General features: G+C 71.4%; 14 protein-coding genes and 3 pseudogenes. 11 read left to right on the forward strand and 6 right to left on the reverse strand.

Translation table 11 applies throughout. From position 1 onward, the window contains the following. The 3 genes and pseudogenes from J7I97_RS02735 to J7I97_RS02745 all read left to right on the forward strand — a co-directional run bounded on the left by J7I97_RS02735 (position 1) and on the right by J7I97_RS02745 (position 3,000). On the forward strand, positions 1 to 1,782 hold the full coding sequence (locus J7I97_RS02735; protein ID WP_214930816.1) for an SDR family oxidoreductase: 1,782 nt from the start codon (positions 1 to 3) through the stop codon (positions 1,780 to 1,782). A gap of 122 nt (positions 1,783 to 1,904) precedes the next feature. Further along, positions 1,905 to 2,075, forward strand: a pseudogene (locus J7I97_RS02740) (metal-dependent hydrolase); the annotation flags it as partial. 10 nt (positions 2,076 to 2,085) lie between these two features. Next, positions 2,086 to 3,000 (forward strand): MerR family transcriptional regulator, encoded by a 915-nt coding sequence (locus tag J7I97_RS02745; RefSeq protein WP_214930717.1) that lies wholly within the window; start codon positions 2,086 to 2,088, stop codon positions 2,998 to 3,000. A gap of 104 nt (positions 3,001 to 3,104) precedes the next feature. Here J7I97_RS02745 and J7I97_RS02750 read toward each other — a convergent pair whose 3' ends face one another. Beyond that, on the reverse strand, positions 3,105 to 3,935 hold the full coding sequence (locus J7I97_RS02750) for an aquaporin (RefSeq protein ID WP_214930718.1): 831 nt from the start codon (positions 3,933 to 3,935) through the stop codon (positions 3,105 to 3,107). Between the two features lie 132 nt (positions 3,936 to 4,067). Between J7I97_RS02750 and J7I97_RS02755 the strand changes: the two genes are divergently transcribed. From J7I97_RS02755 to J7I97_RS02765, 3 genes are all read left to right on the forward strand, one after another. Continuing rightward, on the forward strand, positions 4,068 to 4,607 hold the full coding sequence (locus J7I97_RS02755) for an RNA 2'-phosphotransferase (RefSeq protein WP_214930719.1): 540 nt from the start codon (positions 4,068 to 4,070) through the stop codon (positions 4,605 to 4,607). Between the two features lie 133 nt (positions 4,608 to 4,740). Beyond that, positions 4,741 to 6,696, forward strand: coding sequence for an HSP90 family protein (locus J7I97_RS02760; RefSeq protein WP_214930721.1), 1,956 nt, complete (start codon positions 4,741 to 4,743; stop codon positions 6,694 to 6,696). A 286-nt stretch (positions 6,697 to 6,982) separates the two neighbouring features. Further along, positions 6,983 to 9,808 carry a tetratricopeptide repeat protein gene (locus J7I97_RS02765; protein WP_214930723.1) on the forward strand — a complete coding sequence of 942 codons (2,826 nt, stop codon included), beginning with the start codon at positions 6,983 to 6,985 and terminating at the stop codon, positions 9,806 to 9,808. Between the two features lie 34 nt (positions 9,809 to 9,842). Here J7I97_RS02765 and J7I97_RS02770 read toward each other — a convergent pair whose 3' ends face one another. Continuing rightward, positions 9,843 to 10,736 carry an LLM class flavin-dependent oxidoreductase gene (locus tag J7I97_RS02770; protein WP_214930727.1) on the reverse strand — a complete coding sequence of 298 codons (894 nt, stop codon included), beginning with the start codon at positions 10,734 to 10,736 and terminating at the stop codon, positions 9,843 to 9,845. Positions 10,737 to 10,836: 100 nt separating this feature from the next. Here J7I97_RS02770 and J7I97_RS02775 point away from each other — a divergent pair, with 100 nt between their 5' ends. From J7I97_RS02775 to J7I97_RS02790, 4 genes and pseudogenes are all read left to right on the forward strand, one after another. After that, positions 10,837 to 11,148, forward strand: coding sequence for a calcium-binding protein (locus J7I97_RS02775; RefSeq protein WP_214930728.1), 312 nt, complete (start codon positions 10,837 to 10,839; stop codon positions 11,146 to 11,148). Between the two features lie 52 nt (positions 11,149 to 11,200). Continuing rightward, positions 11,201 to 12,406, forward strand: coding sequence for a hypothetical protein (locus J7I97_RS02780; protein WP_214930729.1), 1,206 nt, complete (start codon positions 11,201 to 11,203; stop codon positions 12,404 to 12,406). A gap of 285 nt (positions 12,407 to 12,691) precedes the next feature. Further along, positions 12,692 to 12,973 (forward strand): hypothetical protein, encoded by a 282-nt coding sequence (locus tag J7I97_RS02785; RefSeq protein WP_214930730.1) that lies wholly within the window; start codon positions 12,692 to 12,694, stop codon positions 12,971 to 12,973. Further along, positions 12,970 to 13,363, forward strand: a pseudogene (locus J7I97_RS02790) (PIN domain-containing protein). Before J7I97_RS02785 ends, J7I97_RS02790 begins: the two are co-directional and overlap by 4 nt. A 64-nt stretch (positions 13,364 to 13,427) precedes the next feature. Here the strand turns inward: J7I97_RS02790 and J7I97_RS40150 are convergent. After that, positions 13,428 to 13,674: pseudogene (locus tag J7I97_RS40150) on the reverse strand (LLM class flavin-dependent oxidoreductase); the annotation flags it as partial. A gap of 97 nt (positions 13,675 to 13,771) precedes the next feature. Here J7I97_RS40150 and J7I97_RS02800 point away from each other — a divergent pair. Then, positions 13,772 to 14,656 carry a Cof-type HAD-IIB family hydrolase gene (locus J7I97_RS02800; protein WP_214930731.1) on the forward strand — a complete coding sequence of 295 codons (885 nt, stop codon included), beginning with the start codon at positions 13,772 to 13,774 and terminating at the stop codon, positions 14,654 to 14,656. A gap of 25 nt (positions 14,657 to 14,681) precedes the next feature. Here the strand turns inward: J7I97_RS02800 and cydD are convergent, their stop codons facing one another. Genes cydD through J7I97_RS02815 form a run of 3 tightly spaced genes read right to left on the reverse strand, consistent with a single transcriptional unit; the run spans position 14,682 to position 20,853 of the window. Further along, the gene (gene cydD / locus J7I97_RS02805) at positions 14,682 to 18,269 is read right to left on the reverse strand and encodes a thiol reductant ABC exporter subunit CydD (RefSeq protein WP_214930733.1); all 3,588 of its coding nucleotides are present in this window, start codon (positions 18,267 to 18,269) and stop codon (positions 14,682 to 14,684) included. Between the two features lie 58 nt (positions 18,270 to 18,327). Continuing rightward, positions 18,328 to 19,329 (reverse strand): cytochrome d ubiquinol oxidase subunit II, encoded by a 1,002-nt coding sequence (cydB, locus tag J7I97_RS02810; RefSeq protein ID WP_214930734.1) that lies wholly within the window; start codon positions 19,327 to 19,329, stop codon positions 18,328 to 18,330. 18 nt (positions 19,330 to 19,347) lie between these two features. Beyond that, positions 19,348 to 20,853, reverse strand: a complete 1,506-nt coding sequence (locus J7I97_RS02815) for a cytochrome ubiquinol oxidase subunit I (RefSeq protein WP_214930736.1) — start codon at positions 20,851 to 20,853, stop codon at positions 19,348 to 19,350. Between the last annotated feature and the right edge of the window lie 73 nt (positions 20,854 to 20,926).

Raw genomic sequence — 20,926 nt, forward strand, 5'->3', positions numbered from 1 at the left:
ATGGGCGCGACAGGACTGGCGGGACTCGCGGGGGCGCGCGAGCGCTGGGTGAGCACCGGCGGGATCGAGCTGTGCGTCGTCGAGCTCGGCGAGGCGGACCGCCCGACCGTGCTGCTGGTGCACGGCTACCCGGACAGCAAGGAGGTCTGGTCGGAGGTCGCCGAGCGGCTGGCGACGCGCTTCCATGTGGTGCTGTACGACGTACGCGGCCACGGGCGCTCCACGGCTCCGGTGCCGCTGCGGGGCGGGTTCACCCTGGAGAAGCTGACCGATGACTTCCTGGCCGTGGCGGACGCGGTCAGCCCGGACCGGCCGGTACACCTGGTCGGCCACGACTGGGGCTCGGTACAGGGCTGGGAGTTCGCGACGGTCGCCCGTACGGAGGGCCGGATCGCGTCCTTCACCTCCATGTCGGGGCCCTCCCTCGACCACTTCGGGCACTGGATCAAGAAGCGGATGGCGCGGCCCACCCCGCGCCGGGCCGCGCAGCTGCTGAACCAGGGCGCGAAGTCCTGGTACGTCTACATGCTGCACACGCCCGTGCTGCCGGAGCTCGCCTGGCGAGGTCCGCTCGGCAAGCGGTGGCCCAAGATCCTCCAGCGCCTGGAGAAGATCCCGGCCGGCTCCTACCCGACGGCCTCGCTGCCTTCGGACGCCGCGCACGGGGCCTGGCTCTACCGCGACAACGTACGGTCCCGGTTGCGCCGGCCGCGCGCCGACGCGTACGCGCACGCACCCGTCCAGCTGATCACCCCGACCGGGGACGCCTTCCTGTCCGAGCGGCTCTACGACGAGCTGGAGCTGTGGGCTCCGGATCTGGTACGCCGCACCCTGCCGGCCAAGCACTGGGTGCCCCGGACCCGGCCCGACCAGCTGGCCGCGTGGATCGCCGAGTTCGTCACGGCCCGGGAGGAGCCCGCCATCCGGGCGCCCGAGCAGAGGGCCCCGGGGAAGTACGCCGACCGGTTCGGCGGCCAGCTGGTGCTGGTCACCGGCGCCGCCAGCGGCATCGGGCGGGCCACCGCGTTCGCCTTCGCCGAGGCCGGGGCCCGGGTGGTGTGCGTGGACCGGGACGCCGAAGGCGCGGCGCGCACCGCCGACATGGCCCGCCTCATCGGGGCCTCCGAGGCGTGGGGCGAGTGCGTCGACGTCAGCGACGAGCAGGCGATGGAGAAGCTCGCGGCGAAGGTCGCCACCGAGTACGGGATCGTGGACGTCCTGGTCAACAACGCCGGAATCGGGCTGTCGGGGCCGTTCCTGGAGACCACATCCGAGGACTGGAAGAAGGTCCTCGACGTCAATCTGTGGGGCGTCATCCACGGCTGCCGAATCTTCGGGAAGCAGATGGCCGAGCGCGGCCAGGGCGGGCACATCGTCAACACCGCCTCCGCCGCGGCCTACCTGCCCTCGAAGACCCTGCCCGCCTACAGCACCTCCAAGGCCGCGGTGCTGATGCTGTCGGAGTGCCTGCGCGCCGAGCTCGCGTCGAAGTCGATCGGGGTCTCCGCGATCTGCCCCGGCATCGTCAACACCAACATCACCGCCACGTCCCGGTTCGCCGGGGTGGACGAGGCCGAGGAGAAGCGCCGCCAGGAGCGCTCCTCGCGGCTGTACGGGCTGCGCAACTTCCCGCCGGAGAAGGTCGCCGACGCGATCCTGCTGGCCGTGGTGAAGAACCAGGCCGTGGTGCCGGTGACGCCCGAGTCCAAGGGCGCGCTGTGGATGTCCCGCTTCGCGCCGGGCACCTTGCGGCGGTTCGCGAAGCTGGAGCCCAAGCTGTGAGCGGGGCGGCGGAGGCGGGCGGGGCGGCGGATCCGGCGGCGGTGGCGGCCGGGGCGGGCGGGGCGGGCGGGCGCGGCCCGCGCGGGACCTCGTACGCGATCAGCCCGCGCCGGGTGGCCTCCGAGGGGCTGCCGCCCGCGCGGAGAGAGCTCGGCACGGCCATACCCCGCTACTTCCCGCGGTCGTACCATCCCTCGCAGGAGGGCTCGCTGCGCACGGCGCTCGAGTTCCTGGCGGCTTCACCTGCCGCCCGGGCCGCGGCGGGCGCGGTCGGCCGAGCCGCCATGTCGTAGGGAGCCGGGATTGTCCGATCAGGCGGTAGCCGAGTACCGGATCGAGGATCTGGCCCACCACAGCGGGGCGACGGTGCGCACGATCCGGGCGTACCAGGACCGCGGTCTGCTGCCGAAGCCGGAGCGGCGGGGCCGTTCCAACGTCTACCGGGACACGCATCTCGCGCGGCTGCGCCAGATCGCGGACCTGCTGGACCGGGGCTACACCCTGGCCTCCATCAAAGAATTGCTGGAGGCCTGGGACGCCGGGCGCGGGCTGGGCGGCGTACTGGGACTGGTCGCCGAGGTGCACGGACCGTGGACCGACGAGGAGGCGGCCCGGATCAGCCGGGCCGAGCTCAACGAACGGTTCGGCGGAAAGCCTGACGACGACGCGGTGGGCGAGGCGTGCGAACTGGGAGTGCTGGAGCGGATCCCGGGGCGCCCGGACGATTTCCTGGTGCCCTCCCCGCAGGAACTGGCGGTGGCGGCCGAGCTGTACGCCGCCGGGGTGCCGCTGTCGGCGATCACGGGACATCTGCGGGAGCTGCGCGGGCAGGTGGAGCACATCGCCTCGCGGTTCCTGGAGTTCACCACCGAGCACGTCTTCGCCCGCTACCTCGGGCAGGTGCCGCCGACGGACGCGGACGCGGCGGAGGCGGCGACGATGGTGCGCAGGCTGCGGCCGCTGGCGCAGCAGACGGTGGACGCGGAGCTGGCCCGGGCGATGCGGCTTTTCGCGACCCGGCATCTCCAGCGGCACCTGGGGGCCGCCGGATCCCCGCAGCCGTCCGGTCCGTCGCCGGTGGCGCTGCCGGCCGAGACGGTGCGGGCGGTGCAGGAACTCGTAGGCCCCGACCATGTGGCGGAGTTCGTCCGGGCCGCGACGGAGCGGGAGCTTCAGGCCCGGACGATGAACGATCTGGCGAGCCGGGGCGGTCGGTAGCGCTCGTTCAGTAGTCCACAGGGCGGATCATGCGTTTGCCGTCAAAACCCGCCCAAACGGCTGTGGACAAGTCGGGGGTGCCTGTGGGCAACGCCGGGGAAATCTCAGCCAATGGGCTCGTACGCCTCCTTGGTGCGGGGTATTTCGGCCACCGCATCGGTGCCGATTTCAGCCTCGGCCACGGTCGCGGCATGGTGCGCGGCCGCCGCGCCCTTGCCGGTATTGCCGGTATTGCCGGGCTTGCCGGGCTTGCCGGTCTTGCCGTACAGGAGGCCGGCGAGGACCAGCCCGAGGGCGCCGCCCACCAGCTGGGCCGCGACGAACCCGGGCAGCGACTGCGGGGCGATCCCGGTGAAGGAGTCGCTGAAGGCGCGCCCGATGGTGCCGGCCGGGTTGGCGAAGGAACCCGAGGAGGTGAACCAGATCGCGGCGGCGATGTACGCGGCGACCGCGGCCGGGATCAGCCTCGGGCGGCCGATGCGGCCGAGCCCCTGGATGACCAGGACGAGCCCGGCCGTGGCGACGACCTCGCCGACGAGCAGGTGGCCCCCGTCGCGGACCTGGGTGGCGAAGGTGCCCGGGGTGCGGCCGAACATGGCCTCGGCGAGGACGGCGCCGCCGATGGCGCCGGCGGTCTGGGCGGCCGTGTAGACGAGGGCCTCCCGGCCGCCGAGCCCGTCGCCGCCGGAGCGGCGGCCCCACCAGGAGGTGAGGGTGACGACCGGGTTGAGGTGGGCCCCGGACAGGGGCCCGAAGAGGGTGATGATCAGCCCGAGGCCGATCGCCGATGCGAGCGAGTTGGCGACGAGGGCGACTCCGGTGTCGCGGCTGAGGGCCGCGGCCTGGATTCCGGATCCGATCACCACCACGAGAAGGCCGGCGGTGCCGATGAGTTCGGCGGCCGCGCGGCGCGGCAAGGATGCGTGGAACGTCATGGATTCCCCCCCTGGGCAGCAGTTCAGTGGAAAATGTATTCCGTATCTTGGAAGTGCGATAGAGGGGTCCATTCCTTGGCGACGGGGGAAAAATCCCTGCCCGAACCCCGTCCGACCCGGCACGCTGGGGCCATGGACGACAGACACACCGTGAAGGTGTCCAAATACGTCTCGAAACACCTGCGGCATCAGCCGGAACGCATCGGACTGGTGCTCGATCAACAGGGCTGGGTGGAGATCGACGACCTGCTGCGCGCGGCCGCCGCCCACGGGTTCCCCTTCAGCCGCGCCGAGCTCGACCACGTCGTGGCGGCCAACGACAAGCAGCGCTTCGCCGTCGACGGCACCCGCATCCGGGCCAGCCAGGGGCACACCGTCCCGGTGGATCTCGGCCTGCCGGAGGCCGAACCGCCCGCGTACCTGTACCACGGCACCGTCGCCGCCGCCCTGGACGCGATCCGCACCGAGGGGCTGCGCCCGATGGCCCGCCACCACGTGCACCTGTCCCCCGACCGGGAGACCGCGACCCGGGTGGGCGCGCGGCGCGGCCGGCCGGTCGTGCTCAGCGTGGACTCGGGGGCGATGCGCGCGGCCGGGCACGTCTTCCGGATCAGTGCCAACGGGGTGTGGCTGGTGGATGCCGTACCGCCGCAATTCCTGCGGTTCTCCTAGCGCATACCAGCACGAAGGAATTCACGGGAAGATTGTCAGATCATCCACCTACCCTGTTCCTCACTCCGGGATCCGTGAGGGGGGTACCTCGCGATCGCCGAACAATCCATGCGAGCACGCGAGGTGACGCCCCATGACGTCCACGTCCCCGAACCCGTCCCCGAACCCGTCACCGAACCCGTCCCCGAACACATCCCCGAACACATCCCCGGACACATCCCCGGCCGAGACTTCCCCGGCCGGGACATCCGAGACCAACAGCTTCCAGGTCGATCTGCGCGGCCTGGTGGACCTGCTCTCCCACCACCTCTACTCCAGCCCGCGTGTCTACGTCCGCGAGCTGCTGCAGAACGCCGTCGACGCCGTCACCGCCCGGCACGCGCACGAGCCCGGCGCGCAGATCCGCATCCGCCTGTCGGCCTCCGGCGGCCGGGTCTCCATCGAGGACTCCGGCATCGGCCTGACCGCCGCCGAGGCCCACTCCCTCCTCGCCACCATCGGCCGTAGCTCCAAGCGCGGCGGCGACCGTGACATGGAAGTACGCGGGCTTGAGACCACCCGCCAGGAATTCCTCGGGCAGTTCGGCATCGGCCTGCTCGCCTGCTTCGTCGTGGCCCGCCAGATCCGGGTGATCACCCGCTCTGCCCGCGATCCGCAGGCCGCGCCCGTCGAATGGCTGGCCACGGACGACGGCTCCTACACCGTCCGCGAACTGCCCCACGAAGCCCGCCCCGAGCCCGGCACCACCGTCTTCCTGGAAGCCCGTCCGGGCGCCGAGGAGTGGACCGTCCCGGCCAAGGTCGAGCAGCTGGCCCGCGACTACGGCTCCCTGCTCCCGTACGACATCACCTTCGACGACGGCGAAGGCGGCGCCCCGCGCCCCGTCACCGACCGGCCCGCCGTATGGGACCGCCCCTACCCCAACCCGGCCGCCCGCCGCGTCGCGCTCGCCGGGCACTGCGCGCAGCTCTTCGGCTTCACCCCGCTCGACAGCATCGACCTCGACCTGCCGGTCGCCGGGGTACGCGGAGTGGCGTACGTCCTGCCCGAGCCGACCAGCCCCGCCCACCGGGCCGGACACCGCGTCCACCTCAAGGGCATGCTGCTGACCGACCAGGCCGACAACCTGCTGCCCGACTGGGCGTTCTTCGTCCGTGCCGTCCTCGACACCGACACCCTGCGGCCCACCGCCTCCCGCGAGAACCTGTACGACGACGAGACCCTGGCCGCCGTACGGGAGGCCCTGGGCGCCCGCGTCCGGAGCTGGCTCACCGAGCTGGCCGCGAGCGAACCGGAGCGCCTGGACGCCTTCCTGAGCGTCCACCACCTCGGCGTGAAGTCGCTGGCCCGGCACGACGCCGAGCTGCTCGGCCTGATGCTGCCGTGGCTGCCGTTCGAGACCAGCGACGGCTCGATGAGCCTGGAGGAGTTCGCGGCCGCCCACACCGAGATCCACTTCACCCGCACCGTCGAGGAGTTCCGCCAGATCGCCCCGATCGCGGCGGCCCACGGCCTCGGCGTCATCAACGCCGGCTACACCTACGACGCCGACCTGCTCGCCCTGCTGCCCACGGTACGGCCGGACCTCAAGGTCGCCGAGCTGGACGCCGGGGCCGTCACCGAACGGCTCGACCCCGTCCCGAGCTCCGCCGAACTGGCCCTCGCCGCCTTCCTGTCCACCGCTCGCACCCGCCTGGAGCCCCAGGGCTGCGATGTGGTGCTGCGCGCCTTCCAGCCCGTCTCGGTCCCGGCGCTCTACCTGGACGACCGCCAGGCCCGGCAGGAGCGCGACCGGAGCGCCGCGCTGGAGAGCGCCGACTCCCTGTGGAGCGGCATCCTCGGCGCCCTGCGCGGCTCGGCGCCCCGGGCCCGGCTGGTCCTCAACCACAACAACCCGCTGATCCGGCGGATCGCGACGCTGCCCGACGAGACCCTCACCGGCACCGCCGTCGAATCGCTGTACGGGCAGGCGCTGCTGATGTCCCAGCGGCCGCTGCGCCCCGCCGACTCCACCCTGCTCAACCGGGCTTTCCTCGGTCTCCTGGAATGGGCGACCCACCCCGCCGACACCCAGGAGGACCAGAAGTGACGACGCTGACGCGCGAGGAGATCCAGCGGGGCCTGGCCGAGAACCGCCAGTCGCCGGGCGGGACCGCCCGCAACGCCCACGCGGAGGCACTGTCCGCGGCCGCCGAGGCGAGCGGCGACCGCGAGCTGTTCCGCGCGGCACTGGACAACCTGATCAACGCCTACCTGTACAGCGCCGAGTCCACGAAGATGCTGGTGCCCTTCGCCCGGCTGCTCCAGGAGTACGACAAGGATCCCGGCGCCTTCTCCAAGTGGGATGCCCATTCGCTGTTCTGGCAGTTCAAGGGGTGGCCACGGCCATCAACAAGTCCCCCGAGGTCCCGCTGGAGTCCGCCACCGGCTGGCTGGAGGAGATGGAGCGCCGCTACCGGATCGCGGGGTACAGCGAGCGGCCCGTGCGCGAGTCCGAGCTGTGGTTCGCCGACTCGATCGGCGACGACGAGCGGGCCGAGCGGGCGTACGCGCGGTGGCAGGCCGCCGACCGCGACGACATGAGCGACTGCCACGCCTGCGAGCTCAACGGCCAGGGCCACTACGCGATGCTGCGCGGCGACGACGCACGGGCTCTGGAGGTGTGGCAGCCGGTGCTGGCGGGCGACAAGACCTGCGCCGAGGAGCCCCACCGGGTGCTGGCCATCGCGCTGCTGCCACTGCTGCGGCTCGGCCGCCTCGACGAGGCCCGTACACAGCACCTGCGCGGCTACCGCCTGGCCCGGGGCAAGGAGAGCCTGCTGCCCTCGATCGGCAAGCACATCGAGTTCTGCGCGCTCACCGGCAACGAGCCGCGCGGACTGGAGATCCTGGCCGAGCATGCCGCCCATGTGGGCCCGCTCGCCAATGTCGACGACCAGCTGGCGTTCCACGGCGGGATCCTCGTACTGCTGCGCCGGCTCAAGGAGCTGGGCCACGGGCAGAGCCCCGCCGTCCCCTACGAGGGCATCGCGCGCACCGTGTCGGAGCTGTACGAGGTGCTGCGCGCGGGCGCGCTCGACATCGCCCGGCGCTTCGATGCCCGCAACGGCACCACCCGGGTCTCGGACCGGCTCCTCGACCGGATCGGTCAAGCGCCGCTGGCCGATGTGCTGCCGTTGGGGGTGCGCAGTACGGCCCTGCCGATGGCGGCTCCGGCCGCGCCCGTGGCCGCGCCCGTGGCCGCGCCGGCCGGGGCGGACTTCGCCGAGCTGGTGGAGCGGGCCCGGGCGGCGCGTGACCTGGGGCATCCGGGCGCGGACGCGCTCTGGGCTGAGGTGGCCGTACGGGTGGAGGCGCGCCCGGAGGGTGAGGTGGACCCGCTGGTGTCCGCCGATGTGGCGGACCACCGGGCCCTGGCGGCCGCGCGGGGCGGGGCCGCGGACGCGGCGGAGCTGCTGGCGGCGGCCCGCGACGACTACCAGGCGCTGGGGCAGGCCGAACGCGCCGCGCTGGCGGAGCTGCGGCTGGCGAGCGCGGCCGCGCAGTCCGGGGCCGAGCCGGGGGAGATCCGGGAGTTGCTGGGGGTGGCCTTGCGGGCCGCCGAGGCGCTGGACGCGGGAGAACCGCTGCGGACCCGCCGGATCGCCCTCGCGGAACTGTCCGCGATCCGCCTGGAATCGTACCTCCGCTCGGTCGAGGCCGTACGCGAGCCCGAATGCGGCGACGGGCACGGCCATGGGCACGGCCACGCCGACGACCACGAGCGGGGCCACGGGCACGGGGAACTGTCGGCCGACCTCACCGCCTTCGTCTCCGCGTACGGGGAGACGTTGCCGGACCTGGTGGCGGAGGCCGAGGAAATGCTGGGCCGCGTGGCCCTGTCGCAGGGCGACCCCGAGCGGGCCACGCCGCTGCTGGCATCGGCGGCCGCGCGGGGTGTCGCGGCGGGCCGGCCGTGGCAGGCGGTGGATCCGCTGGTGCTGCGGGCCGGTGTGCTGCTGTCGCTGGGCCGCCCCGAGGAGGCGGAGGAGGCGGCGCGTTCCGGGCTGGAGCATGCCGCGGAGGTGACGGACGCCGAGCAGCAGGGCGTCGTACGGCTCACCCTGGCGGACATCCTGCTGCGGCGGGCGGGAGCTGCGGGGGAGGCGGCGGCCGAGGCGGCGGAGGAAGCGGCCCAGCACGCGCTGACGGCGGCGCACTGGTTCGACCAGGCCGGTCTCACCACCGACAGCGGGTCGCAGGCCCGGCTGCTGTTGGCGCGGGCGTACGCGCGGCTGAGCCGGAACGCCGACGCTGCGGAGGTGATCCAGTCGACGCTGTCCGATCTGCTGGAACACGGCGAGCAGCAGGCCGTGTCCGTCCGGGAGTTCCTCGGTGATCTGCTGCGGGAGCTGAACGAACCGCGTGCGGCCGCGGAGCAGTATCTGCTGGCGGCGGAGGCGGTGAAGGGATGGGAGGATCCGCGTCCGCAGGCGAGCTTCGCGCAGTCGGCCGCGGACCAGCTGTCCGAGGCGAGGCTGACGCAGGAAGCCGTCGCGGCGTACGAGCGGTCCCTGGAGCTGCACCGGGTAACGGGGGACGCGCCGGTCTCCGAGGCACGGATCCTGCGCTCCCTGGCCTGGCTGGCACTGCGTGAGGAAGTCACCAACGCCACGGTGGCACGGGCGCGGGCCCTGATGGACGAAGCGACCGCGGTACTGGAGGCTGCGCTGGCGGGGACCCCGGAAGCCCCGGAGCTGCGGTCCGAGCTCGCCCAGACCTGGCACCAACTGGCCCAGGTACTCGACCGGCGGGTCAACGTACACGAGCAGGCTGCCTACGAGGACGGCAGCGACGGAGACGGAGACGAGGACGAGGACGAGGACGGGAACGGGGACGAGGACGGGGGCGTGGCCGCCGGCGGTGGCTCCGGCCCCGCCGAGTCGCTGAGCGAGGCGGAGATCGAGGCGCTTCGGCTGGAGGAGGTCCTGCTGTGGGACCGGGCAGCCGGTGTCTACGCCGACCTCGGCCCGGCGCATCTGCAGGACCGGTTCCAGTGCCTGAACAACGCCGCCTGGACCGAGCAGGAGCTGGGCCGCGCCGAGGTGGGCGCCGCCCGGATCTCGGCGCTGGTCGATGAGATCCGGGCGTGGCCCGAGGATGCCGTTCCGGACTGGGTGCTGCCCCGCGCGGAGCGGATCATCGAGAACCTGACCGCCTGACGCGGCTTCCCCCGCCGCCGTGCGGCGGTGGGGGTCAGCCCAGCTGGGCGAGCGCCTCGGTGGCGATCTTCTCGAAAACGGTCTCGTCGGCGGCGAAGTCGGAGTCCGGGACGGGCGCGTGGATCACAAGCTCGGTGAAGCCGAGCTCGCGGTGCCGCCCCGCGAAGTCGACGAACGCGTCCACGGACTCCAGCAGCGTGTTGCGCTCCGGCGTGAAGCCGGTCAGCATGATCTTCTCCATGGGCTCGATATCCCGTCCGATCTCCACGAACGCCTTCTCAAGCCGGCCGAGCTGGCCGCGCAGGGCCTCCAGCGACTGCTCGGGCGTGCCCTCCTCGAACAGCTTCGGATCCCCGGTCGTCACCCAGGCCTGGCCGTGCCGGGCAGCGAGCTTGAGCCCGCGCGGCCCGGTCGCGGCGACCGCGAACGGCAGCCGCGGCTGCTGCGCGCAGCCGGGGATGTTGCGGGCCTCCTCGGCGGAGTAGAACGTGCCGTAGTGGCTCACGGCGCCTTCGGTCAGCAGCCGGTCCAGCAGCGGCACGAACTCGGCGAAGCGGTCGGCGCGCTCGCGCGGGGTCCACGGCTCCTGGCCCAGAGTGGTCGCGTCGAAGCCGTTGCCGCCCGCGCCGATGCCGAGGGTGATGCGCCCGCCGGAGATGTCGTCCAAGGTGATGAGCTCCTTGGCGAGGGTCACCGGGTGCCGGAAGTTCGGCGAAGTCACGAGGGTGCCCAAACGCATACGCTGTGTCACCGTCGCCGCGGCGGTGAGCGTGGGGATCGCGCCGAACCACGGCCCGTCCCGGAACGACCGCCACGACAGGTGGTCGTACGTGTACGCGGCGTGGAATCCGAGTTCTTCGGCCCGCCGCCAGATCTTCTGTCCTTCGCCCCACCGGTGGATGGGGAGGATCACCGTGCTCAGACGCATGCCTCAGACGATACGCGGGCTTCCCGCTGCCACGGATGTGCCGGCGAACAGATTCAGGAAGCCACGCCGGCGTCGCGATGGAGGCCGCTACCGTGGCCCCATGCGCACGCTGGGTAAGGCCGAACTCGAGGCCATGATCGAAGAGGCGACTGTCGACGCCTACAACGAGGACGAGCAGCTGACCGGTCTGTTCACCATGCTCGAGGAGTACCTCGACGTGCCCTTCAGCACCGCGGTTCTCGGCATCGAGGTAACCGTGCGCGGCATCGACCTCACGCTGGACGGCCGGATCGTCGCCGTGTGCTCTCGCGGCGGCATCCGGCAGTCGATCGGACTCCTGGAGCTGCCGTTGCCCACCCCGGCCCCTGAGGGCGCGGAGTGGATCGAGGCATACCGTCACTGGGCCGGTTGAGGCCGGGCACCTCACACTTCACACGGAGCCGGCTTGTAGGGAAAGGCTGAACGTGGCTAACGCCGCACAGGGCACGCATCAGGGCGCCGGAGGGCCGTCGCTGACCGACCTCATCGAGCGCAGTGCCGAGTTGAAAGGGCAGCTGGTCGCCTTCGCGCAGAGCGCCCGCTTCGACCGGTGGTTGACGCCCCTCCTGCTGGAGGCCGCAGGGCCTGAGCGGCAGTTGGACGAGGGCGCGGCGATCCGGATCGTCGATCGCTTCACCTTGCGGTACCGCCTGCCGGACGGTTCGACCGTGGTGGACCGGTTCGTCGCTGGACGGAGGGACTTGACCGCGGTCGACCGGGAGATGCTGCTCGGCTGGCGTGACCCGGTCGAGGGCATCTTCGAGATCCAGCGCAAGGAAGGTGATGCCGTCGTTCTGCTGAACCTGGTCGACGACCTGGAGTACCGCACGTACTCGAATGTCGGGCGGGCGGCGTTCCGTGGAGTGTCCAAGGGAGGGTTCCTTCACACCTGCCTGGTACCCGTTCACTCGGCCGGCGGGGCGTGGCTGGTATCCGGGGCGATGTCGAGCTACCCCAGGTCCAGCGCCACCGAGATCGCCCGGGCGGCGCTCGAACTGGCCACCAGCCAACCCGAACTCGTCTTCCGCAACCCCGAGAAGATCGAGCAGGGATGGCAGCGGATGCGGGAGGACCGGGCCGCGTTCGTCGAGTTCTGCGGCGGCGACGAACTGGTCCTTCCCCCCGCCGAAGCCGAAGACCTCTTCAACGCCTACTACCGCCACCGCCAGGAGGCCGCCGTCGCCGCACATCCCGGCCGTGCCCGGGGCCGACGGCTCCCCGGCCTGGACCTGCCCTTCTTCGAACTGCCGCGAGAACTGGCGGACTCGGACACCATCGGCGTCATCTACGATCAGGTCGACGGGCTCAACTTCTACGCGGACTACGGGATGCTGCGGGACCTCTTCGCGGACCCGGCCCTCGCGGGTCGCGGGCAGCACCAGGACCTGTTGCGCACGTACTTGCGCGAGGAGTCGATCGAGCCACTACCGATCCGCCGACTGGCCACCGCCCACCCGGAGACAGCCGACGTGGTGTTCCGGAAGCTGCTGCGGAAGCCAGGATTCACCTGGAGCGAGCATGGTGAGGCGCTGCTGCGCCGCCGCAAGCCCTGGTACTACGAGAACAAGCGCCGCCCTGGCGTCTCCGTGATCGGCGACCGCCTGAGTGCGCTCGCCGCCGGCCGTCGGTAGCCACCGTTCACGAGGGCACGGCGGCTGCCGCGCAAGCCCGACCACCGTTGAATGAACCGCAGCCTCCGGAGCGGTGGCTTGCGGGGCGGCTGACCGAGCCGACCGCACTCACCTACGGTCCGAGCGCGGCCATCGCGGGCCATCGCGGGCCATCGCGGGCTGTCGCGGTCCTCGAAGCGCTCAGGGCCGAACTCGACCCCACCCTCGGGGCGGCTCTCAACCGGCGACCGAGCATTCGCACTCGGAGCGCCAGCGGGTTAACACATCATGTAGCACACTTCCCGTATGGACACGCCCCGCCCTGGCAAGACTCGAGTCACCAGCGTCTCCCTGCGCGCCGAGACCTTGGAGGCGATTCGCGCACGCGCCGGCAAGCAGGGCGTCTCCTCCTATATCGAGGAGGCCGTACAGCGGCAGCTCCAGCGCGAAGCCATCGTCGAGTACATCGCTTCCGCCGAAGCGGAGCACGGCCCTGTCGACCCGGCCGAGGTGTCGGCCAAGGCCGAGCGCATCCGCGCCCACCACGCTGCCCACCACGGCGACTCCGCTCCAACGGACGCTGCATGAGCGGGACTCTCGTTCTCGACAGCGAGGCCCTCTCCAAGCTCTCCCGCCGGAACCGCGACATGACCGTGTGGCTGGACGTCGCCCGCAGCCTGGACCTGCTCGTCGTGACGAGCGCGGCCACGCTGGTTGGAAGCACGCGACCCTAAGGTGCCGCAGGCGGCGTTCGACCATGCCGTTTCCCTGACCAAGGTGCGCCCCGTCACGGAGGAGATCGCACGTGCGGCTAGCAGACTGCTCGCCGCCGAAGGCCTGCACGGCCACAAGTACGCCATCGACGCGATGCTCGCGGCTACGGCTCATTTGGAGCACGGTGACGTCACTGTCATCACGAGCGACACCGATGGCCTGCGCCGACTGTGCCACCCTCGCATCGCCGTCGAGCCGATCTGAGCGCCCACGTCGGCCCTTCCTCCGCCCTTGCCGCGTTTCCGCAGGTCAGCGTGTGATGGGTGAACGAGGCTAACTGAGGTGACCAGCGTGCCCAGGCGCAGACGCTCGGTGGCGGCGGCCGCGGCGGTCAGGGTCGGCAGCGCGCCGAACCACGGGCCGTCGCGGAAGGTCCGCCAGGACAGGTGGTCGTAGGTGTAGGCGGTGTGGAACCCGAGCCGCTCGGCCCGCAGCCACTGATCGCGGCCGCCCTCGTGCCAGGGACGTACCGGGAGGATCACAGTGCTCAGACGCAGAGGGCAGTGGCCGACGATGTTTCACGTGAAACACGCCTCTCTCAGGCCATGTTTCACGTGAAACATGACCTCGTCGGCCTGATCTTCCCGGCTGTGGTCCGGACGGATTGGACCCATGGGCGAAGATGGAGCCGTGACCTCGGCTCCCCAGCGCCCGGACGGGCCAACCCCCACTCCCCGGCTCATCGCCACCGACCTCGACGGCACCCTGCTCCGCGATGACAAATCCGTGTCGCCCCGCACCGTCGCCGCGCTCGCCGCCGCGGAGGAGGCCGGGATCGAGGTCTTCTTCGTCACAGGCCGCCCCGCCCGCTGGATGGATGTGGTCGCGGACCACGTCCACGGCCACGGCCTGGCGATCTGCGCGAACGGCGCCGCGGTTGTCGATCTGCATGCGGGCCGGGAATTCGTGGAGGTCAGGGCACTGTCCCGGGACACCGCGCTGACCGTCGTCGATGCGCTTCGGGCCGCCGCCCCCGGAACGTCCTTCGCCGTCGAGCGGACCACCGGGATCAACTATGAGCCGGAGTACCCGCCCTTCTTCCTGGATCCGGGCGCCACGGTCGCCACCGTCGAGAAGCTGCTGCACGAGGAGCCCGCGGGCAGCTCCGCACCGGTGCTCAAGCTGCTCGCGCACCACGCCGAGCTGTCCCCGGACGAGTTCCTCGCGCTGGCCCGCTCCGCCGCAGGCGGGTACGCCTCCATCACCCGGTCCAGCCCGACCGCCCTGCTGGAGATCAGTGGGCTCGGGGTGTCCAAGGCCAGCACCCTGGCGCTGTGCTGCGCCGAGCGCGGTATCTCCCCGGCCGAGGTCGTCGCCTTCGGGGACATGCCGAACGACGTGGAGATGCTCAGCTGGGCGGGCACCTCGTATGCGATGGGCAACGCCCACCCGGATGTGATCGCTGCCGCCTCCGGCCGTACGGTCGCCAACAACGAGGACGGCGTCGCCCTCGTCATCGAACGCATCCTCGCCGAACGGGCCGCGCAGGCGCAGTAGCGCCAAGGGGCCGGAGACCCCCTAGCTAGTGCCGAAAGTCAGCCAATGTGCCGTCCGCCTCGCGTTCGCGCTCCAGCAGCCGCCTCAGCGGGCCCTCCACAACGGCCAGCTCCTCGTAGGCACCGCGCTGTACGACCACTCCGCGATCCAGCACCAGCACCTCGTCCACCCCCTCCAGACCGGCCAGCCGGTGCGTGATCAGCACAGTGGTACGGCCCTCTGTGGCGGCCAGCAGGTCGGCGGTCAGGGCGTCCGCGGTGGCCAGGTCCAGGTGCTCGGCCGGCTCGTCCAGGACGAGGACGGGGAAGTCGGCGAGCAGCGCCCGGGCCAGGGCCAGGCGCTGGCGCTGCCCTCCGGAGATCCGCTCACCGTGCTCGCCGACCAGGGTGTCCAGCCCGTCGGGCAGGCTGTCGGCCCACTCCAGCAGCCGGGCCGCGGCCAGTGCGTCCCGCAGCTGTTCCTCGCTCGCCCCGGTCCGGGCGAGGCGCAGGTTCTCCCGTACCGAGCTGTCGAAGATGTGCGCGTCTTGGGCACACAGGCCCACGAAGCGGCGTACGCCGTCGCTGTCGAGGCTGCGCGCGTCGGTCCCGCCCAGGGTGTACGAGCCCTCGCGCTGGTCCAGGAACCGCAGCAGGACCTGCGCCAGCGTGGTCTTGCCGGAGCCCGAGGGCCCGACGACGGCGATGCGCCGGCCGGCCTCCAGGGTCAGGTCCAGCCCGTGCAGCGCGTCGTCCTCCTGACCGGGATGACGGGCGGCGAGGCCGGTCAGCCGCAGCGGGAAGGGCGAGCCTGGGACCCCGCTCGCGTGCTCCGGCTCGGCGACGGGTACCGGCGCGTCGATGACCTCGTAGATCCGCTCGGCGCTGCGGCGCACCCGCTGGCGGTACTGGACCGCCAGCGGGAGCCCGTTGACCGCCTCGAAGGCGGCGAGCGGGGTCAGCACCACCACCGCCATGGCCACCCCGGCCAGCCGGCCGCCGGCCACGGCGCTCGCCCCCGGGGCCGCGGCGACCACGACGGTCAGTCCGCACACCAGGGCGGCGAGTCCGCTGCCGAGCCCGGTGGCGGCGGCGCCGCGCGCGGCGATGGCGGTCAGGGTCCGGTCGCTCTCCTTAGCGGAGGCCTTCCGGCCGCCCAGCGCACCGGCGACGGCCAGTTCGGCGGTCCCGGTCAGCAGATCGGCCACCCGCGTGGCGAGCTCACCCCGGGCAGGGGCCAGTCGGCGCTCCGCGCGGCGGGCGCAGGCCCCGCTGACCAGCGGCACCCCCACACCGGCGGCGAGCAGCCCGACGGCGAGGGTGGCCCCGGCCTCGGGCAGCAGCCAGGCGGTGAAGGCGACCGAGCCGGATCCGACGAGCAGCGCCGTACCGACCGGCAGCAACCAGCGCAGCCAGTAGTCCTGGAGGGCGTCGGCATCGGCCACCAGCCGGGCCAGCAGATCGCCGCGCCGCTGGTGGCGCAGCCCGGCCGGGGCGATCCGCTCCAGCCGCCGGAACACGGAGACCCGCACTTCGGCGAGCATCCGCAACACGGCGTCGTGCGACACGAGCCGCTCGGCGTACCGGAAGACGGCCCGCCCGATCCCGAAGGTCCTGGTGGCGGTGACGGCCATCATCAGATAGAGCACCGGCGGCTGCTCGGAGGCCCGCGAGATCAGCCACCCGGACACGGCCATCAGCCCGACACTGCACCCCACGGCCAATGCCCCGAGCAACAGTCCCCACCGGAACCGCCCCTGCCAGGCCCTGGCCACAGCCCGCACCCGCCGAAGCGGGTCCCCCGTACCCGCGTCGGTCCGGGCAGCCCCGTCGGCCTTCTCCGGCGCGGTTCCGAGAATCCACTCCCCGGGATCGCCGGAGCCCGTGCCCAGCCTCGCCGATGTGTGAGGCGCGGGGTCCGGGGCGGAGCCGGAGGGGGTCCGGGGCGCAGCCCCGGTTTCGGGGAGGGGCAGGGTGGGGGAAAGCCCCGCAGGGTCCGCCCCCACGGCCACCACCCGGTCCGCGACAGCGAGCAACGCCGGCCGATGCACGACCAGCAGTACGGTCCGCCCGACGGCAAGCCGCCGGACCGCGTCCACGACGCCCGCCTCGGTCTCCCCGTCCAACGCCGCCGTCGGCTCGTCCAGCAACAGCACCGGCCGGTCCGCCAGGAACGCCCGCGCCAGGGCCAGCCGCTGCCGCTGCCCGGCGGACAGCCCGACCCCGCCCTCGCCCAGCAGCGTGTCAACGCCCCGGGGAAGCGCGGCCACGAACTCCCAGGCCCCGGCGTCCCGCAACGCGGCGGCAACCTCGCCGTCCGACGCCTCGGGCCTGGCCAGCCGGACATTCCCGGCGATCGTCCCCGCGAACACGTGCGGCCGCTGCGGCACCCACGCGATCCGCTCCCGCCACCGCTCCAGCGACAGCTCGGCCAGGTCCACACCCCCGATCCGCACCCGCCCCGCGGTCGGTGTCACAAACCCCAGCAGCACCTGAAGCAGCGTGGACTTGCCCACCCCGCTCGGCCCGGTGAGCGCCACGCACTCCCCGGGTTCGACCGTCAGCGACACCGGTCCGGGGGAATCCCCGCCCCGGCCCTCGTACCGCACGGCAACCCCGCCGATGTCGATCCGCAGGGGCGCCCAGGCCGGCAGGACGGCGGAACCGCCCCCCTGGGCAAGCGGAGTCTCCAGTACCGCGAAGATCTCCTCCGCGGCCGCCAGCCCTTCCGCCGCCGCGTGGTACTGCGCCCCGACCTGCCGCAGCGGCAGGTACGCCTCGGGCGCCAGAATCAGGATGACCAGTCCGGTGTAGAGGTCCAGTTCCCCGTGGACGAGCCGCATGCCGATGGTCACGGCCACCAGCGCCACCGACAGCGTCGCCAGCAGTTCCAGTGCGAAGGACGACAGGAACGCGATGCGCAGCGTCCGCATCGTGGCCTGCCGGTAGTCATCGGTGATCTTGCGGATCGACTCGGCCTGCGCCTTGGCCCGCCCGAACACCTTCAGTGTCGGCAGTCCGGCCACCACATCCAGGAAGTGCCCCGACAGCCGGGACAGCAGCCGCCACTGGCGGTCCATCCGGGACTGGGTGGCCATCCCGATCAGCACCATGAACAGCGGAATCAGCGGCAGCGTGACCACGATGATGGCCGCCGACACCCAGTCCTCGGTGACGATCCGGGCCAGCACCGCCACCGGCACGACCACCGCCAGCCCCAACTGGGGCAGGTAGCGGGAGAAGTAGTCGTCGAGCGCGTCCACCCCCCGGGTGGCCAGCGCCACCAGGGATCCAGTCCGCTGGCCGCTCAGCCAGCCGGGCCCCAAGTCCGCGGCCCGGTCGAGCAGCCGGCCTCGCAGCTCCGACTTGACCGCCGCGCCGGCCCGGTGCGCGGCCAGCTCGGTCGTCCACGCCACCAGACCGCGCCCCACCGCCACCAGGGCAAGCAACAGCAGCGGTGTCCGGAGCGCTGCCCCGTCCAGGCCCTCCTCGAAGGCGCCGACCACGATCTCGGCGATGAGCATCGCCTGACCGACGACCAGCCCTGCCCCGGCAAGCCCGAGGGCTACCACTGCCGCCAGGAAGAGGCGGGTGGATCGGGCGTACCGAAGCAGGCGCGGGTCGATCGGTTTCACGTGAAACATCCCCCAAGGCAGGGTCAGACAGGTGAGCGGGGCAGAGCCTCAGACGGAATCAGTGCGCATCAGCGATGTGCTGCGTCCCGATCCGCTTACGGAACACCCAGTACGTCCAGGCCTGGTAGAGCAGGACGACCGGGGTCGCCACCGCCGCGCACCAGGTCATGATCTTCAGGGTGTACGGGCTGGACGAGGCGTTGGTGACCGTGAGGTTCCAGGCGTCGTTCAGCGACGACGGCATCACGTTCGGGAAGAGCGTCAGGAACAGCATCGCGACCGCGGCTGCGATGGTGACTCCGGACAGGGCGAACGACCAGCCCTCACGGCCCGCCAGGTTGAACCCGAGGGCTCCGACTAGCGCCAGCACCGCGACCGCCATGGCGATCAGGCTCCAGAGGTCACCGCGGGATACCTGGGTCCAGCTCAGGAAGACGAGCGCCAGCACGGCGGTGACCACACCCAGCCGGGTCGCCAGTGCGCGCGAGCGGTCGCGGATGTCACCGACCGTCTTGAGCGAGGTGAAGACCGCGCCGTGGAAGGTGAACAGGGTGAGGGTGACCAGGCCGCCCAGGATCGAGTAGACGTTGAGCAGGTCGAGGAGAGTGCCGACGTACTCCTTGTTCTCGTCGATCTTCACGCCGCGCGTGATGTTGGCGAATGCCACGCCCCACATGAACGCGGGGATCAGCGAGGTCCAGAAGATCGCGTGTTCCCAGTTGGTCTGCCACTTGTCCTCGGGCCGCTTGTGCCGGTACTCGAAGGCGACACCGCGGATGATGAGGCAGACCAGGATGAGCAGCAGCGGCAGGTAGAAGCCGGAGAAGAGGGTGGCGTACCACTCGGGGAAGGCGGCGAAGGTCGCACCGCCCGCCGTGAGCAGCCAGACCTCGTTGCCGTCCCACACGGGCCCGATCGTATTGATCAGGACCCGCTTCTCGGTGCGATCGCGGGCGAGCAGCTTGGTCAGGACGCCGACTCCGAAATCGAAGCCTTCGAGGAAGAAGTAGCCGGTCCACAGGACGGCGATGAGCACGAACCAGACGTCGTGAAGTTGCATGGTGTGGTCTCCTCAGCCTCAGTACGAGAAGGCCATCGGCCGGTCGGAGTGATTGTCGTCCCCGCCGATCTTGGTGGGCGGGTTGAGGTCGGCCTCGGTGAGCTCGGGCGGGCCGGCCTTGACGTACTTGGTCAGGAGCCTGACCTCGATCACGGCGAGCACGGCGTAGAGCGCGGTGAAGACGAGCATCGAGGTGAGCACCTCGCCCTGCGAGACACTCGGCGAGACCGCGTCCCGGGTTCGCAGGACTCCGTAGACGACCCACGGCTGGCGGCCCATCTCTGTGAAGATCCAGCCCCACGAGTTGGCGATCAGCGGGAAGCCGAGCGTCCAGATCGCGGTGAGCCAGTACAGGCGGGTCAGCCGGGGGCTCAGGGCCGACCGGAACAGGACCAGATGCGGCCGCTCGTCCTCACCGGTCCGCAGGGCCGGTGGCAGCAGGAACTTCCGCCGTGTCAGCCACAGCCCGATGGCTCCGATGGTGAAGGAGGCCATGCCGAAGCCGATCATCCAGCGGAAGCCCCAGTAGGAGACGGGGATCGCCGGCCGGTAGTCCCCGGGCCCGAACGTCTCCTGCTCGAACCTGTTGACGTCGTTGATGCCGGGGACGTAGGAGTCGAAGGTGTTGTCGGCCAGGAAGGACAGCAGGCCGGGCACCTCTATGGCGACCTTGTTGTGGCCCTTGTCCACGTCGCCGTAGGCGAAGACCGAGAAGGGCGCGCCCTCCTCCCCGTCCCACAGCGCCTCGGCGGCGGCCATCTTCATCGGCTGCTGCTTGTACATGATCTTGGCGAGAGTGTCTCCGCTGATCGCGGTGAGCAGGCCGCCGATGACCACGGCGATCAGGCCCAGCCGCAGCGAGGTGCGCATCACCGGGATGTGGTTCTTGCGCAGCAGGTGGTAGGCGGCGATGCCGACCATGAACGCGCCACCGGTCAGCAGAGCCGCGGTCAGGGTGTGGAACACCTGGGCGAGGGCGGTGTTCTGGGTGAGCACGTGCCAGAAGTCGGTCAGCTCGGCGCGTCCCGTCTCCTTGTTGATGCGATACCCGACCGGGTGCTGCATCCAGGAGTTCGCCGCGAGGATGAAGTACGCGGAGAGGATGGTTCCGATCGAGACCATCCAGATGCAGGCCAGGTGGATCTTCTTCGGCAGCTTGTCCCAGCCGAAGATCCACAGCCCGATGAAGGTGGATTCGAAGAAGAAGGCGATGAGCGCCTCGAACGCGAGGGGCGCCCCGAAGATGTCACCGACGAATCGCGAGTAGTCGGACCAGTTCATGCCGAACTGGAACTCCTGGACGATGCCGGTGACGACACCCATCGCGATATTGATCAGGAAGAGCTTGCCCCAGAACTTCGTGGCCTTGAGGTACTTCTCCTTCTCGGTCCTCACCCATGCGGTCTGCAAGATCGCAACGAGCGCGGCGAGCGAGATCGTCAGGGGGACGAAGAGGAAGTGATAGACGGTGGTAATACCGAACTGCCATCGCGCCAGAGTTTCTGGCGCCAGAGCTTGGTCCACGTCGTCGTCTCCTTCGGGTCGCCGTGGTCAGAGCCGCAGTTTGCCTGTTTGCGTCCCACTCAATCCGGGACGA

Source organism: Streptomyces sp. ISL-87 (assembly GCF_018614095.1).
In the GTDB taxonomy this organism is placed as follows: Bacteria; Actinomycetota; Actinomycetes; order Streptomycetales; family Streptomycetaceae; genus Streptomyces.